This is a genomic window from Ancylomarina sp. 16SWW S1-10-2 (assembly GCF_009669305.1).
Taxonomy (GTDB): domain Bacteria; phylum Bacteroidota; class Bacteroidia; order Bacteroidales; family Marinifilaceae; genus Ancylomarina.
Map to the genome: position 1 here is coordinate 45,122 of NZ_SADB01000008.1, position 16,724 is coordinate 61,845.

14 protein-coding genes are annotated in these 16,724 nt (G+C 34.0%); 7 read left to right on the forward strand and 7 right to left on the reverse strand.

What is annotated here, in order from left to right; genetic code table 11:
* The first annotated feature begins 700 nt into the window (after window positions 1–700).
* Both EMN46_RS08195 and EMN46_RS08200 read left to right on the forward strand, forming a co-directional pair.
* Window positions 701–901 (forward strand): helix-turn-helix domain-containing protein, encoded by a 201-nt coding sequence (locus EMN46_RS08195; protein ID WP_154200321.1) that lies wholly within the window; start codon window positions 701–703, stop codon window positions 899–901.
* A complete protein-coding gene (locus tag EMN46_RS08200; RefSeq protein WP_154200322.1) occupies window positions 902–1,957 on the forward strand; it encodes a hypothetical protein in 1,056 nt (351 codons plus the stop codon).
* On the opposite strand, the gene EMN46_RS08205 is transcribed toward EMN46_RS08200, so the two are convergent.
* The 5 genes from EMN46_RS08205 to EMN46_RS08225 form a co-directional block, all read right to left on the reverse strand.
* Window positions 1,954–3,033, reverse strand: a complete 1,080-nt coding sequence (locus EMN46_RS08205; protein ID WP_154200323.1) for a DNA adenine methylase — start codon at window positions 3,031–3,033, stop codon at window positions 1,954–1,956. The two genes, EMN46_RS08200 and EMN46_RS08205, sit on opposite strands and share 4 nt — an antisense overlap.
* Window positions 3,033–4,757: an N-6 DNA methylase gene (locus tag EMN46_RS08210; RefSeq protein ID WP_154200324.1), complete on the reverse strand. Its 1,725-nt coding sequence runs from the start codon at window positions 4,755–4,757 to the stop codon at window positions 3,033–3,035. Before EMN46_RS08210 ends, EMN46_RS08205 begins: the two co-directional genes overlap by 1 nt.
* Entirely contained in the window at window positions 4,757–5,071 is a 315-nt protein-coding gene (locus EMN46_RS08215; protein ID WP_154200325.1) for a helix-turn-helix domain-containing protein, read from the reverse strand. Before EMN46_RS08215 ends, EMN46_RS08210 begins: the two co-directional genes overlap by 1 nt.
* A 395-nt stretch (window positions 5,072–5,466) precedes the next feature.
* On the reverse strand, window positions 5,467–6,777 hold the full coding sequence (locus EMN46_RS08220; RefSeq protein ID WP_154200326.1) for a type II toxin-antitoxin system HipA family toxin: 1,311 nt from the start codon (window positions 6,775–6,777) through the stop codon (window positions 5,467–5,469).
* On the reverse strand, window positions 6,771–7,115 hold the full coding sequence (locus tag EMN46_RS08225) for a helix-turn-helix domain-containing protein (RefSeq protein ID WP_229130310.1): 345 nt from the start codon (window positions 7,113–7,115) through the stop codon (window positions 6,771–6,773). The genes EMN46_RS08220 and EMN46_RS08225 overlap by 7 nt, the downstream gene beginning before the upstream one ends.
* 432 nt (window positions 7,116–7,547) lie before the next feature.
* Between EMN46_RS08225 and EMN46_RS08230 the strand changes: the two genes are divergently transcribed.
* Together EMN46_RS08230 and EMN46_RS19930 are read left to right on the forward strand one after the other, a co-directional pair.
* Window positions 7,548–8,726: a 4Fe-4S binding protein gene (locus tag EMN46_RS08230; RefSeq protein ID WP_154200328.1), complete on the forward strand. Its 1,179-nt coding sequence runs from the start codon at window positions 7,548–7,550 to the stop codon at window positions 8,724–8,726.
* Window positions 8,713–9,981, forward strand: coding sequence for a nitroreductase family protein (locus tag EMN46_RS19930; protein ID WP_229130311.1), 1,269 nt, complete (start codon window positions 8,713–8,715; stop codon window positions 9,979–9,981). The genes EMN46_RS08230 and EMN46_RS19930 overlap by 14 nt, the downstream gene beginning before the upstream one ends.
* A gap of 354 nt (window positions 9,982–10,335) precedes the next feature.
* Here the strand turns inward: EMN46_RS19930 and EMN46_RS08245 are convergent, their stop codons facing one another.
* Both EMN46_RS08245 and EMN46_RS08250 read right to left on the reverse strand, forming a co-directional pair.
* Window positions 10,336–10,629 carry a putative quinol monooxygenase gene (locus tag EMN46_RS08245; RefSeq protein ID WP_154200329.1) on the reverse strand — a complete coding sequence of 98 codons (294 nt, stop codon included), beginning with the start codon at window positions 10,627–10,629 and terminating at the stop codon, window positions 10,336–10,338.
* A gap of 11 nt (window positions 10,630–10,640) precedes the next feature.
* A complete protein-coding gene (locus tag EMN46_RS08250; RefSeq protein WP_154200330.1) occupies window positions 10,641–11,240 on the reverse strand; it encodes an NAD(P)H-dependent oxidoreductase in 600 nt (199 codons plus the stop codon).
* A 457-nt stretch (window positions 11,241–11,697) separates the two neighbouring features.
* On the opposite strand from EMN46_RS08250, the gene EMN46_RS08255 reads away from it, so the two are divergent.
* From EMN46_RS08255 to EMN46_RS08265, 3 genes are all read left to right on the forward strand, one after another.
* Window positions 11,698–12,147 carry a hypothetical protein gene (locus EMN46_RS08255; protein WP_154200331.1) on the forward strand — a complete coding sequence of 150 codons (450 nt, stop codon included), beginning with the start codon at window positions 11,698–11,700 and terminating at the stop codon, window positions 12,145–12,147.
* A gap of 30 nt (window positions 12,148–12,177) precedes the next feature.
* Window positions 12,178–15,924, forward strand: a complete 3,747-nt coding sequence (locus EMN46_RS08260; protein WP_154200332.1) for a T9SS type A sorting domain-containing protein — start codon at window positions 12,178–12,180, stop codon at window positions 15,922–15,924.
* Window positions 15,925–16,273: 349 nt separating this feature from the next.
* On the forward strand, window positions 16,274–16,720 hold the full coding sequence (locus EMN46_RS08265) for a hypothetical protein (RefSeq protein ID WP_154200333.1): 447 nt from the start codon (window positions 16,274–16,276) through the stop codon (window positions 16,718–16,720).
* Window positions 16,721–16,724 lie beyond the last annotated feature (4 nt).

The following is a 16,724-nucleotide window of genomic DNA, read 5'->3' on the forward strand; positions in this document are numbered from 1 at the left end:
ACTTAATATAAATATATATTAAAAACAGAAAATTAAGTACTTCAGGTTTTCTATTTTCACAATAAAACGGATTTTTTAAGTATGCTATTAGACGATTCATTTTAGGTGTTTGATGAGGTATTCACATGCTTGGTAGTGTTGGTATAAGAGATGATGCAATTTTGTTTGTGAGGTTTGTCCAACGGGAAATTAGCTGTAACAAAAACGCCAAAACCTTTAATAAGTCTAGAAACTTATAATTCTAATTGGTACAATTAAATAAGAAGAGTAAAGGACTGATACCGTAGTTTTAGCCCATACCCAAGTCGTGTGACTAGTTCACCTTTACTCTTTCGGATAATTTAAATTCTTATATAATTTAATAATGTAAATATAAAGGTGGTGTAAGAGGTTCTCGCTTAGGCTAATAGCCTAGCGGCAGAATACTCGATTGTATGCTGGCGTTCATTCATTTCTATTTATTTGTCAATCAATTAGAATTCATTTTCAAACCTGTTTCAAATTGCACCAAACTACCCACGAAGCACAAATTTATTTTGTTTTTTTGAGGGAGGGCAAATCCTAATGCCTTGTGGGCAAATCGGGCTAGCTTTGCAAGCTCTTTGTCAAAGCTTTGGCAATGTGCTTGCAAATTAGGTTGAGTTTTATATGTAGACAATTGTCCGTTGTACAACTGGCAACATTAATTCACTTTTGTAGTATGGATATCAAATCACGATTTGGCAAAAAAGTAAAAGAACTTAGACTTTCCAAAAGTCTATCACAAGAATCACTTGCTCTTAAAGCAAATCTAGATAGAACATATATTCCAAGTATTGAAAAGGGAGAAAGAAATGTATCCATTACTGTAGTTGAAAAAATAGCAATTGCCTTAGATGTTAATATTAAAGATTTATTTTAGATGGAAAAAATAGTTAGTAGCATATTGTTCAGAAGGTTAACCTATAATGATTTTGATAAAATTAATCAACAAGGTAGTGCATACCATGGGAAAGGTGGTGGTCAAGGTTATATTGATTTCCCAACAAGAAATATTTCAGTCCAACAATGGCAACAAATTCTAGGTAATCCCACTTCATATGGGGCTCGAAATAGACCTAAATGGGAAATTACAGTAAGTAGTTTAGGTATTGCTGACTCACAAGATATTTTAATATCAAACAGAAGAGACTCATCAGTTAGTATTACATCTCAAAAATTACCAGAAAATAGTGGAGGAGGTAACCGAATTTTTTCTTGGCACCCTAATAATTCATTTCCAATAAATTACAACCCTGACTCTGATAATTTAGTTGTTTATATTATAAAAGCAGATGATGATACATTTTATGCGGGTTGGTTTTTAGAAAGTGAACCTCCCAAAAATTGGATTGTTAATGAAGAGTTAACAGTTTTATTCACAGAAGAAAGTGCTGGAATCATTACTCCACAATATAAAATGCTATTTGATACTGATACAAAAAAATGGCCATTTTACTTTGATGCTCAAACAATAAAAAATCAGTTAAAGTCAGATGAAGATATTGAAGCTGATTTACTAAATCAGGACACTTCTCCTAAACTGACTGAAATTACCGATGGTGAAGATGTTGAAGTGAAAGAACGAATATTCAAAATCAGGAAACGAAATAATAAAATTGTCAAGGAGTTAAAAAGACTTTACGATGGTAAATGTCAAATTACTGGCGAAGATTTTACTTTCAAAAAGAAAGATGGAAGTTTTTATTCTGAAGTGCATCATTTATTACCACTTGGGGAAAGTGGTTCCGATTCATATGCCAATGCAATTGTAATATCTCCACTAATACATAGAATGTTACATTATGCTGAAGTATCTGAAATTGACCTCTCAAAAATTGTGGATAATAAGCTATCTATAAAAATAAATGGTGAAGATTATGAAATAAAATGGCACCCTGACCATACTAAAACGATTGAAGATTCTTTAGCAGATTAGTATTTTCGTAAGTGAATTAAATATTCAGTTAATGTAGCTCCCTTTTTGCTATCGTTACTTTTAAATCTTTTATACTCTAATTCCTTAGGGATTACTTTACCATAAGAACTAAGGAATTTTATGAGCTCTTCCAATGTCAATAGTCCATCTTCACTGTAGCTTATTAAAATATCAGAGCAATTAATGTTTTTCAATATTTTATCGAATGAATCTCTTATTTTCACTTTAGAACAAAAATTGGAATACTGGTCACGCCAAGGTCGTAACCCACTAAGTCCAATAGCTTCAGGTTCATCTTCACGAGCAATAGTTTCTAATATATGGTAATTAGCTGCATACTGTCTCTTAATATATGGTGGGTCAATATAGCAAAAATCAGCACTTAATGAAGCGGCTATTTCTTCCGCATAACCTAAGTAAATATTATGGTCTGTCAATTTACCTTTACTTGAAAATGTTGAAGAGTATAATTGTAAAGGAGATTCGGCACGTTTAACAAATTTGGATAGATAATGACCATATGTTCCTGCAATGTTGGCTACATCATTAGTTGCCATTATTAAATCATGCAATAAAAGTGAATGCTCAATATCTGAAATTATTTTTTTAGCCTTAAGTGACTTTATTGCCTTTCTAATTGCATCAATTTTTTCAGCATTAGCTGATGTGAAATATTTTCTCTTTTTATCGGTATTTTGGGGGCTACCATCAGGGCTGAACTCCTTATAAAAATATCCCTGAATGGGTTTTAGGTTATTTAAGTAATTTTGAATTGTCTTGTAATTTGAAGATGAAAATAATTCATTGTCTTTATACTTTTCAATTCCTTTAATTTTATTAATATTTTCAAACTGAGGTTCTTTGTCTAGTTTTAAATGAACGGTAAGGTGATGAAATGAATACGTCATAACATCTAAAGCCGAAACTTGAAATCCAGCCTCTTTTAGAGCCAGAGAAAATAAACCTGTTCCTGCCATTAAATCTATTACATGTTCGGCATTAGGATTAATATTCTTTATCTCAGATATAATAATGTCTGATAGCTTGTCTTTGGAACCTATATATCTATAACCCATTAATTGTCAAAAATTTCGTCAACAGTGCAATTCAATAATCTCTTAATAGGAATCAATTGCTCGGCACTACTGAGCGCATGAAAAATTTTCTTATAATCCTCCTTATTAAGATTAAATAATCTCGCTACTTCTCTTTCGATTAATATGTCATTTTTAATAGATAGATTTTTATTTGCAGATTTTTTCACCTCACTAGCAATAATATTAGTGATTTTCTCAACCGTGTTTGCTGTTTCTTTATTATATAAATCTACCTCTGGAAATGGCAAACTGACTAGCTGTGTCTGGGTTAAATAAGGATGGCTTTTCCATTCGTTTTCGCCATATTTCTTCAATAGGAAATATGTTATTGCACGAGAATTTAATACACCAAGTATAAACTCTAACGAAATATTGCTTTCAAATGAATCATTTAGCTTTAAAATATAAACCACTTGATTTGTTACCGAGTTTTCATAATCAATACTTGCTGTAATGCCTACCCCAGTTTTTCTCACAAGTATTTTTTCACCATTATAAATACTAATATTTTTATAGTTAATCCCTTTTTTTAAAGTATTGATCCATGATTTAGAAAAAGAAGTATATCTAAATAAGTCTTCCCCAACTTTTAATTTTAGATTTCCTTTTCCATTATGAGATAATATGATATTTTCAATTTGTATTTCACTTAAATCGAATGATGTTCCACAATGAGCACAAGAAGGAGCTTTTGCCCTTGGATAAGGCATCCAGTTTTTGCATTTCGGACATTGACAGACAATACCTTTTTTAGAAATTTCAGCACCTCTAGTATTTGTGACAAGTCTTTTTAAAGGAGGATTTTTCTCTATTTTCTTAAAGGTAGATATGTCGTCAAATTTTAAATCAATGTCAAATTCAAAATTTCTATTACCTGCAAATCTACTTTGTAAAACATGATGTTTAAATTGTTTGTCAATATCAATTAACTCAACCTCATTATTAATTATCATTCTTTTATAATCAGGTGACAATCTGAAACAATCAACTTTGTGATGTTTATGTGGTATTTCCTTTTTACCAATTATAACAGTACATGCACGATTTATTCCTGGAAATATTTTTTCACCAAGTCGAGATATAGATAAAACTGTAGAATTATCTAGAATGAACTTTCTAATTAGTTTCTGCTCTTGACTAAAGATTGAATCTGGTAAAATTAAGCCATATAATCCGCCTGCCACAAGGTTATTTACAATTACCTCAATAAATAGATTAAAAATATCAAATTGCCCCTTAGAAGACACAAAATCTACGAATAGTTTTTCCTTATTATATCTTTCTAGACTTGCGCCCCAAGGAGGGTTACTAATTATCAAATTAAAGCCACTTCCCACATTGTTCATATTTCTAAATGTATCCCAGCTTTTTTGTGATTTCAAACCATCACTAGGGTATAAACCATCGCTATTCTTTAAGTGTAATTTTGATGTTACATTTTGCAACCTTATTTGAGTATTTAGGATTGCATCTTTATCAATATCTACTCCGTACACGTCAACCTTTTCATTCTCTGAATTTATTTTCAGAAAGGCATTTAATAAGATTCCATCTCCGCAAGCAGGGTCAAGTAACTTTATGTTTTTATCTCCTTGATAATAATCATTTAGTTTCTGAGCAACATAGTCAGCAAGAAACGCTGGAGTATAAAATACTCCATTTTCTTTCTTTTCTTCCTTTGTGTATGTAGCAATATCTCTCATTATCTTAATTTACTTTGTCTAATATATTCCACCTTTTTCTCAGCAACTTCTAAAATTTTAGAAAATGATTCCAAATCTCTAATTTGATAAGCCACAGTATCACTGTAATACGCAACTTGTAAATCCTCTATTTTAATGTTAAAAATATCAGAAACCTCGTCAAGTAATTCAGGATTTATCTTTCTTTCATCACGTTCTATTTTACTCAAAGTAGATTGGTCAATATCGAGTTTATAGGCAAGTTTTCTTAAAGGCATCTTGCTTTCTTCTCGATGATGACGTATTATGCTACCTATTGTGTCTATTTTTTGCATAGAAGATAGTTTTCTTGACAAATATTGTCCAAATATACGATTGATTTCCGAAAAATCAATGGAACTTAAATTAAAAGTTGCTAACAGGGGAGGCAAGGTTGCCCTCTTTGGGTAGCTTTGGTCTGTGCGTTGGCTAGTGGGGCTAGACAATGTGTGTAATGCGTGTTTGGTTTCCTTTTGCGGGTTGGAGAAAAAAATAAAATAAATTCCCTCTATTTTGCACTATCGTTTCTTCAATGAACTTTCTCTTTTTCCGCTTGCATACAACGATTGGCTAACAACTCTATGGGTGTTATTTCTTTTATATTTTTTAAAAGGTGTTGTTAATCAAATTTACAAAAATATATAGTAAACAGAATATTTATACAACTTAACTTATGAACAACTATTTAGCCTTATAGATTGAGAAGTGTTTCTTTGATTGAATTCCTCAACTCAGGTTTCATGTTAACACAATCGGCGTAGGTATTCCAGTTGGATACGGTTTCGTTTATTTGGCTGATTATTTTGTCAGCTTTCTTAATGTTCATAGCCTTCGCAAAGTCTAACAAATCTTGTCGGTTAATAGCCTTCCTTTTACCATTAATGCTTAAGGCATGTTGGCTCACCCATATACTATTGGGGCGGTAAGCATGGCAAATATCGTAGGCAGGAGCAAGTTCCCAATCCCCCTTTTCCTTTAATCGAAAGGCAAAGTTCTTGGTATGGTCGTCGCAATTTCGAGCAATCACATTAAATACCATTCTTCGGTACATTTGTTCGGCTTGCGGATAGGGTAGGTGTAGCATTCGCATGGTTTGAAACACTTGCTCGTAGCTAAAGCTGTTTACCTCGTTAAAATCGTAATGTTGCATGGCACAAAGCGTCTGAATATGGTATTTTACATCTCCACCTTCTCGGTCAAAGCGTTTCGTCATAAAATGCGCTCTCTTATTCTCTTCAAGCAGCTGCGATTCCATCATATTTATACCACAATCGCAAGCCATATTGTAATAGGCCATTTCCACACGACCATAGCCTTTACTCTCGCCAAACTGTGCATCGCTTACGCCATCTAACTTAATTAACCAGTGTTCAAAACCCTTGGGCGCCTTTGTTTGTCCCGATTTTACTTGTCCTGTTTTTTTATTGTAGGCAATAATGGCTTTTGGTCTGGCACCACCAGCCGATGTTCCAATTTTTAGAATATCGAGCATGGCGTTTCGTTCGTCCATGTCCAAATTGGCTTCAAAACCTTCTCGTTTACGAAGCATTTTTTGAGCTATGCTAACCAAACCATCTATTTCAATTTGAAATGTGCGTTTGTTTTGTTTGAATTGTGTGGGCTCAAACTCTAAAGCACCCATGCCTCGCGTTCCTATAAAGCAAAGCTGTTCTACGGGATTCATGCTGTTTTCTGCACGTCCGTTTTGTACCAACCAAGTGTTTATAAGTTGATTCCCATATTTGTCGGGTAAAACATCGGCCAATAATCCAGGTAAACCCTTAAAGGTATCGAATTCGCTATTTCTAGATGCTCTTAATTCGGGGAATGAAAAGATTCTCGTTTCCGATAGAATTGGCATTTTTAATGGTGCTAAATCGTAGCCCGTAGCTTTGAATTTTGGTTCATATTCAAAGCTGGCAATACCTCGTTGCTCGTCCCACGAAACGGCACCAACTGTTTGTCCCCAAATTTTTATGAAGGCTGTTTTTAGTGCTACCATTCGCTTTCGTATTGTTGGTCGTTTTTACTACTTTTTGCGCGTAATCTTTTCTTTTTTTCAAGTTTTGCCAGTTCTAAAGGACTTATTTCTTGCTCTATTTTAAATTGATTGAGTACGTGCAATATATTAAGTGTTCTGAGTATTTGTATGAGTGATATAAGAGAAATGGATTCTCCTTTTTCAATTTGGCTTATTGTTGAACGGTTAAGGCCAGCATCTTCAGCGACTTTTGCTTGTGTTCTGTTTTGGGCTAAACGCTGATGTTTTATGTAGGCACCCATTGAATCGATAATGGCTTTATTACTCATTGCAGTCCAGTTTGTGTCGTAATTTTCCATCATTATAGCTTAAAAGAGTAGTTTATGTTGGTATTTTCCATCACAAATTACAAAATCCAATTATAAATATCAAATATATTACAGTTGTGTGTTGGTATTTGTCATCATTAAGTATAAATTGTGAGTGTAATGTTGGATAATGCCATCATTTAGGTTGGACTAACCAAAAGAATACCTAAAGGCAGTCTTAAATTTGATTAGATAGTTTTTGTTTTGTATTAAATAATAGGTTGACATTTGATTGTTCAGTTTGTGGAAGAGTAATAGATATACACAAAATTATAATAACAGATTTTTACCTTATATATAGTCTACGAGAAATGCTTGTTTATGGGATAAAATAAAGTAAGCACATTGTCAGATAAAAATCGTTCAACTTTGGTTGATATGTACTATTTGAATATCTTAGCCAGCTAATAAAAGCAGAGGTCAATGAGGGTATCAAAAAAGCAGATAGTAGAAACGATATATACTTACAGCTTAGTAATTATATTGCTGGTAGCAATAGCTTATAGAGGTGGTCGGACGCATTTTTTCACCAAATCAGATGAGGTAGAAGTTGCTGTTACTTTAGAATCTGTACAAAATCTCTTTCCCGAAGCGAGTTCTTTTCACAAAAACAAGCTCAATATAATAGAGATTAAATCGGGTGTAAATGAGATAGGAGAAGCACTTGTATCTACCGATTTTGTGAAGGATAATTTTGGCTACGGAGGAGTCGTGCCTTTGCTCATAGGTCTTGATAAGAATCATGATATTGTAGGGGTAGAATTGCTTGCCAATGGCGAAACGCACGATTATTTAGAGTATGTTACAAAGTCGGATTTTCTGCACCAATGGGATAAGCTATCTCTACGTCAAGTTAAAGAACAGGATGTTGATATTGCTTCTGGTGCTACAATGAGCAGTCATGCTATTATCAAAGGAATGAAGCAAACATCAGCCGTATTTCATCACTTGTCCATTGAGAATAGCGAGAAAATATCGGTTAAAAGCATAGTTGGAGACATTCTATTTTTAGCTGTTGTTTTGCTATCTCTACTATTGGCTTTCGGAAAAGTAAATAAGAAACTACGTCCATTATATCTGCTTTTGGTTGTGGTGGTTATCGGAATTATACTTAATAAAGCGCTATCTCAGTTTTTGTTGTACAGTTGGCTGATAGATGGCATGCCTTGGGTTTTAAATTGGCAATCGGTGCTCTTGTTTATTCTTGCAATAGGCGTCTCATTTATAGGAAAAAGGAAGTTCTATTGCAATTATCTTTGCCCTATGGGTGCATTACAAGAGCTGGTAAATAAGGTTTCTCCTTTCAAAAAAAGGCAAGTGCCTCATTTGTGGAAAAACCTATCGATAAAAGAGGCTTATTTATTCTTTATCGCAGCCATGCTCTTGTTCGGTTTTGTACCCGAATTAAATTATTTTGAACCCTTTTTGGCATTCTCATTTAAAATAGCAAGCTATGGCTTTTTTATAGCAGGAGGCGTCATTGTAATTTTATCTCTTTTCTATAGCAAACCTTGGTGTTCTGTCTGTCCTACAGGATGCTTTATGGATACTATCTCATATAAAAAACAACCTACAAATAATAAAAAAGATGCAAAAAAGTAAAATTTTAAATATCGGTTTAGCTGTTATTATATTAGTGTTGTCTATTATGTTGACACAAAAAGAGGAAGGAAAGGAAACAACAGTATTGCCTACTTCTGCTGTTACAGATAAAGTGGAAAGAGACACCACTGCAACTAAATTTGAGAAAAAATCATTGGGAATCATAGCTGCTATTCATCCTAAACCTGCTTTAGTTATTGGCTCTTACGACAAAGACGGAAAACCTAATATGATGACTGCGGCATGGGTTGGTATCTGTAATTCAAGGCCTTTAAGTATCGCCGTTTCTATGCGTCCAGCTACCTATTCGTACCATAATATTACGGATAAAAAGTTTTTTACGGTAAATATTCCATCCGAAGAGTTAACCAAATACGTCTCTTTTGTGGGGAAATATTCGGGAAAAGACATGGATAAGTTCAAAGAAACGGGACTTACTCCAGTGAGAGGTGAATTTGTTGATGCACCATATATCAAAGAGTTTCCTATTGTGATTGAGTGTGAACTAACGGCATATCATGATTTGGGTTCCCACAGACAATTTATTGGTAAGATTATTGACGTGAAGGCAGACAAGGCCGTATTAGGGGCCAATGGAAGTATTGATATGAATCTACTTAAGCCCATTATCTATGCCAATGGTGGTTACTATAAAATGGGTAGTTTTATCGGCAGCCAAGGCGATATGTATAAGCAAGTAGATGGACAGGCTTTTATCCCTTCAGCTGAACCCACCTACGCCAACGAAACATTAAAGACCATACATAATAGAAAAAGTGTTCGACATTTTACCGATGCACCTGTTTCAAAAGCTCAGTTAGAGTTATTAATAAAAGCTGGAATGGCGGCGCCTACAGCTGTCAATCGTCAACCTTGGGCTTTTTATGTTGTAAGAGATAAGGCAGTTCTCAACAGACTTAGTGAACAATTGCCCTATGCCAAAATGTTAACACAAGCTCAAGCAGCTATCGTGGTTTGTGGCGATATGGATCGCGCAGGTAATCTTAAGGACAAAGGCTATTGGGTTCATGATTGTGCTGCTGCAACAGAAAATATTCTTTTGGCGGCAGAGAGTATTGGCTTAGGTGCCGTATGGACGGCTTCGTATCCTTATGATGATAGAACAGTAGCAGTAATCAATGAGTTGAATTTGCCTAAGAAACATATTCCTTTGAATGTGATTCCTATTGGCTACCCAACAGGTGAGGATCAACCAAAAGACAAGTGGAAACCTGAATATGTCATTTGGAAATAGGTTATAATCGCCTGATATAAGCGTATTTTTTAAGCAAGTAAAGGCTTACATTTATTGATTTTTATGTAGCCTTGAATCGAACTTATTTACGACAGGTATATGCTTATTTTCTAATATGTTTGACTTATAAGAATTGATCAGAAATTTATCTTGCTTAACTTATGAACAAAAAAAAGTGATTTAAATACAAAAGTAAAAACCCCAATTGTTTATAACAATTGGGGTTTATTTTAAATACTTGATTTAATAGTGTATTTATTGCTTGCGCAAAGATCAATGGTATCAATAATTAAAATAAGTGTATTTTAAAAATTGAGGCCAAAATTTTATATTCTCAGTAATTTATGATCTTAGTTATGCGATTTTGTCCAATTCGTTAACTGTAATAAGCATTGAGTCTTTAGTTACTTCAATAAAATTCACAAAATGTTTACTTGCCGTGTGTTTCTGCAAAGAATCATGATTTTCCCAGTTTTCATAAACAAAGAATAGATTTTCATCTTCCTTATCTTGATGTAGATCGTAATTGATACATCCTTCATCTGATCTAGAAAAGCCTACAAGTTTTATTAATTCAGCTTTTACTTCTTCTCTTTTTTCAGCTTTCGCTAAAATTTTTGCTACAATAGTTGTTTTTTGATTGCTCATAATCTTTATAATCAGATTGATTTTATGACTTGATTGAGTGCTTTTCTTGATTTTGCTTTTTTCTCTGGTTGATTAAAATCGTCCTTATCTCTAAATCCGATAGCAACCGCAACTACGGTCGAATAATCATCTGAACCTAGAATTGCATCGTATTTTTCGTGTTCAATTCCTTCCATTGGGGTCGAATCAATATTCATTTCAGCACAAGCACTTAAAAATACGCCTAATGCCAAATAAACTTGTTTTTCGAACCATACATTTTTCTGATCCTCCGAAAGTTGTTTTAAAAAATTGTTGTAGTAACCCACCGCACCTTCTGGTAATCTTTCAGCCAAGCCTTCTTCAAAATCCTGTATATTATTTATTCGATGAAATACCACTAGAGCGTCACAATTCTCAATTTTTTCAGTATTATGGAAAGATACTTTTGCCAATTCATTTTTAGTTTCACTATTGGTTATAAAAGTGAAGTTCCAAGGCTGACTATTTATTGAAGATGGACTTAATCTTAGTATTTCTTTAAGTTCCTCTATTTTATTCAATTCTATTTTTCTTGAACGATCATACGTTTTTGTTGCATAACGTTCTTGCATACTTTTAATAAAACTCATACTCTTTTCTATTTGTATATTTACATTTAATAACCACCCAATTTCATTCTCACTAAAAGAATGGCTGTCAAAATTAAACAAAAATTATTTTAATGTCAGCTAATTTCAAAACGAGACAATAGAAATTTAAATGTTGCAAATTTACAGACTGAGCATTTATTTTGAAGGTATTACTTCGTATTTACCCTCGGATTGCACATAAATTATGCTTTCTACTCCAGCATCCGACGAAATTGGATGTACCCAAACGCCTTTTGATGTGAACTAACTTCCTGGTTCTAAAATCTTTTTTCCTATTTTTCCCTTTTTGGCATTACAGACACGAATCAATTAACGTATTACTTGAAAGTGTGGCAGGATTAATAGCTTTAATTTATCATTAAATGGATTTACATTTAGTAGCTTTAACCATAAATTGTAAGCGTGTGTGGCATATAATTGATTAAAATTTCTAATAATGATAAATTTTTATTCTCTGATACATAGAATTATTCTAACTCAGCTATTTTTAGTATTTCTTTTAGTTGGCTGTGTTTCTACAAATAAACTAAATCAGCAAGAACCTTTTCTTAAGAGTACTTACCAACAAATTGCTTCGGAAAAATTTGGTGAAAATGTTGACTGTAAATTAAATTCAAACAAGAGTTATGCATTGTGTCAAAAGATGATGACTGCACCCGAACTTAATCCGAATCAACCGATAGCGTTTTTTGTGTATGATATTAAAAAGAATGAGATTATTTATGAGGATAAAATAGCTAATGCCAAAGTATCTTGGCATACTAATACACAGTTGAAGATAGTCATGCAAAAAGGCTATATTGTAAATTCGGCAGACACGGGGAAAACGATCTATATTTTCGACCTTCAATTAATGAAGAAAGTTAGCCTAAACCAAGTCAAATAAAGATTTTAACCAACGAACTTTAAAGGTTTCATGAAGAAATTTTATCTCTTACTTATTCTGTTTTTCCTGACTTTGTCTGTGATTTCTATCAGTTATTACGCTCGACCGTTCGAAAAGCAATCTTCTAATAGAGAATTTACACCTGAAGAAATATGGCATAAGCAATTTATAGAAAAGAAGGCCAAAAGAAAGCTAGGCTATAGTAAAGCTGATAAGCCAAATTTGTTCACCAAATATTTTAAAGATATCACAACTCAAATAGGAGAAAGTGAATCGGATTATGAGATGAACTATACAACAAAGGAGCTTCAGAAAGCTCTTGATAATGCTCCAAGATTAAAGAGTACCAATGCCTCTCTGAATTTTGTTCAGCGAGGACCTGCTAATGTTGGAGGACGTACTCGTGCAATTATTGTAGATCCTGATGTAAGTGACAAAAATACTTGGTATGTAGGAAGTGCCAGTGGAGGTATTTGGAAAACAACTGATGGTGCAGATAATTGGACTAATCTTTCCAATGATTTAACCAACTTATCGGTAAATGCTCTTTTTATGGCACCATCAAAGCACGATGTTATTTATGCTGGAACTGGGGAGAGTTTTCCAGGAAGTGCCAATAATCTTGGAAATGGGATTTGGAAATCGATTGATCGTGGTGAAAGTTGGACTCAATTGGAAAGTACTGTAACTGATGAGAATTTTAGCTACATCAATAGCCTTTGGGTGAATCCAATTAATGAAAACATTGTTATTGCTGCCACAGAACACGGTATTTTTAAAACAATAAATGGTGGAACTGATTGGGCTGAGGTTTATGAAAGTTCGACAGGAATTGAGGTTTTAAAAGCACATTCCTCCGAAGAGAACACGATATACGCTGGAGAAAATTCGAAGGGGATACTTCGTACCTTAGATGGAGGGGATACATGGAAAATGGCGTCTGAAGGATTAGTCGTTGGTGGCAGATATGAACTTGCCGTATCTCCTGTTAATAAAGAGATCGTTTATGCAAGCATCAACGTTTCAAGTAGTGAATCCTACGTCTATGTGTCTATAAATGGTGCTACCGATTGGCAATGTTATAAGGATGAAGATAATGATGCAAATAATGAGAATTTTTTGGGTGGACAGGGAGATTATGACAATGTAATTACGGCCCATCCATTTAAGGAAAATGAAGTGTTTGTAGCTGGCGTAAATATGTGGAAAATCACACTGAATGAGAAAGCGACAGAGAGTGAAACGGTTAAAGCAGCTTATACTGAGAATACTGATTTTCTTTCTTTTGTCAGCTTCGGTGCTGATTATTTGAATGGAAGTTTAACCACAACGGTAGGTGCAAATTTGGTTCCTACCGATTGGACATCAGTAGAGATTCGTTTTGGATCTGGTCTTTCTCAAAAAGCGCATCGTTTTACAGTTCCCGATGAAGCAACTTCTGGCGTTGCAGCATCAACTTACACTTACCAAGATTATGTTGATGTTCCTTTTCAAGTTTGGGATACTAAAAACGATAGGCAGTTGATGGTTTCTTTTCGAGATCAGGAAAAGGATGGCGCCTTTAATCTTTATACGCGTACAGGTACAGAATATGGTGATTTGGGAAGAGAATATATTTATGTAAATGCCGTTGAGTACAATGCTGAGTCAGCAAATGCTAGCATAGCCGTTTCAGGAGGGCATTTATATAAAGCACTATATATGATGTGGCCCACATTAACTGCTGGTGCCGATTGGAATTCTGATAATTTGCCTGATTCAAAGATTGTTGTAAAATACGGTACAGTTAAAGTTTTTGGCGGAACTACAACTAGTGTTACAGATGCGTATGGTGAATATGGGGGAGGTAACAGATACGACCAGACTTATGGTATGGGGAAAACTAGAATACCTGGTTTACATCCCGATCATCATAACATTACAATAATTCCTAAGGATGATGAAAGTTTTAGAATTATTGATGGAAATGACGGTGGAATTGGAGTCTCTGAGGATAGTGGTGAAATTTTTAACCAAAAGCCATATAATTATATAACAACCCAATTTTATGGTGTAGCTAAAAATCCTGAAGCCAATGAATACATTGGTGGAATGCAGGATAATGGCACTTGGCAGTCGGCAGTAAGTGAAAATGCATCTTCTGAAACCAACTATCATTTTCGTATAGGAGGAGATGGTTTCGAATGTTTATGGCACAGTACAGATCCTGAAAAAATATTGGGAAGTGTTTATAATAATGATATTAGAAAAACCATAAATGGAGGTGAAACTTGGTCAGGTGTTAATGGAATAACTGAGGATGATGGCCCTTTTATTACTCGACTTTCAAGTTCAAAATCGCATCCAGATGTGGTGTTTGCTGTCGGAAATAAGGGTGTTTATAAATCTACAGATTTTGGATTTAATTGGACGATAAAAAATATTGAAAACAATTGGTCTGATGGGACCGTTTATAGTGTGCACAATGTGGGAGTTTCTCAAGCTGATTCTAAAATAGTATGGGCAGGAGCTGCTATGCAGAAGAGTAATGGCTATCAAATTCATGTTTCGCAAGATGAAGGAGAAACCTTCACTGCTGTGAATGACTATGCAGAAAGGTATATGACTTCTTATATAAGTGGAATTGCGACTCATCCTACAGAGCCAAGCACGGCTTATATTCTTTTTTCAACAGCTAAAGCTCCTAAAATTTTAAGAACGACTGATTTGGGACAAAATTGGGAAGATATTTCTGGTTTCGGCACAAATACAGAAAGTGATAATGGTTTTCCTGATGTGGTTACGCATTGTCTTTTAGTGATGCCAAACAGTCCTGAAACCATCTGGGCTGGTACCGAAATAGGTATGTTTGAATCCATTGATAATGGGAAATCATGGCATATTCTAAGTGGTAATTTACCTCCTGTTTCTATTTACGATATGCATTTTGTAGGCAATCAAGTGGTGATTGCTACGCATGGAAGAGGCATTTGGAGTGTAGATATTCCTGTTATTATCCCTGTTCCCGAGGTCATGGAATTAAAAGAGATTAAAGACCGCGTATTGAAACTAGATGTGGACGTTAAAATAGCTTGTGATTCTATAGAAATTTATATTAATGATGAGCTGAATGAAACGATCCAAACTTTAGATTTGGGCTCTTATAGTTATGAGATACCTGTTGAGGAAGCTGGTGTTTATAATTCTTACGTGACCGCTTATGTTAATACGGAGCCCTTTAAATCGAACCAAAAAGAGGTAGAGGTAAAGGATAAGATTCCTACGGTTAATGGGTTTGAAATTATCGAAGATTTACAGCTGAATTTGCAAGTTAATATTCCGGTTAAATACGATAAGTTTGATATCTATATTAATGGTGAGGTTTATGATACCATAGATAATCCAGATGTAGGAAGTGCCAATTATGATGTAGTTGTTGATAAAGATGGTATTCATGAGGCCTATATCGTTGGTGAGATATTTGGGACATCGTTCACATCTAATGCCAAAACTGTAGAAATAATCTTAACAGGAATAGAAACGGTTAAGGAAGAGATAGGTGAGATGAAGATTTATCCTAATCCTTGCCGTAACGCATTTAAACTTCAACTCGGTAATTCAACTCAAGATTTTAGTTTGGATATTTTCGATCTTACAGGGAAGAAAGTTTATTCTATAAAAGAGCGAAATACAGGGGATAATACCATTCGCGTTGAATCTCTTAAGAATGGTATTTATGTTGTTAGAGTAAGATTCGATGGTAAAGTAATGTCAAGTAAAATTCAAGTTGTAAAGTAGATTACAAATAGGTGCAAATCCTGAATTAGTAAATTCATAATCAATTTTTTAAAGCCTCAGATGCCAGCCATCTGAGGCTTTTTCTTAAGAATTTTCTATCTCTGATAAATATTCATCCTTTTTGTGTAAACTTATTATATATGGAGAGCTAACGAATTGGGTGATAAATATACAAGATGGTTAATTTGATTAATGTGGAAAATGATCTTTATAATACAAACACCTGTTTATAAATTGATAGAGTTGAGTAGATTTGTTTGTTGTCATGAATAGTCATTATATTTACCAAACACGATACTGTTAAAAGCTTGTTTTGCAAGTATTAACTAAATGTTAAGAACGATAAGAAATGATAAAGCAATTTTCAATATCTATTAAAAATATTCTGGTTAATTCATTTATACTTCTTCTTTTCTTCGGTTGTATTCAAACGAATAAAGTAAGTCAGTACAGAACTCTTAAGTCGGAGAAGACCTACCAACAAATTGCTTCAGAAAAGTTTGGTGAAAAAGTAGACTGTAAATTAAATTCAAATAAGAGTTATGCATTGTGTCAAAAGATGATGACTGCACCCGAACTTAATCCGAATCAACCGATAGCGTTTTTTGTATATGATATCAAAAAGAATGAGATTATTTATGAGGATAAAATGGCTAATGCAAAAATATCATGGCATACTAATACACAGTTGAAGATAGTCATGCAAAAAGGCTATATTGTAAGTCCGGAAGACAAAGGAAAATCGATCTATTTTTTCGATCTTCAATCAAAGAAGAAAATAACCCCTAAAAAATAAAAAT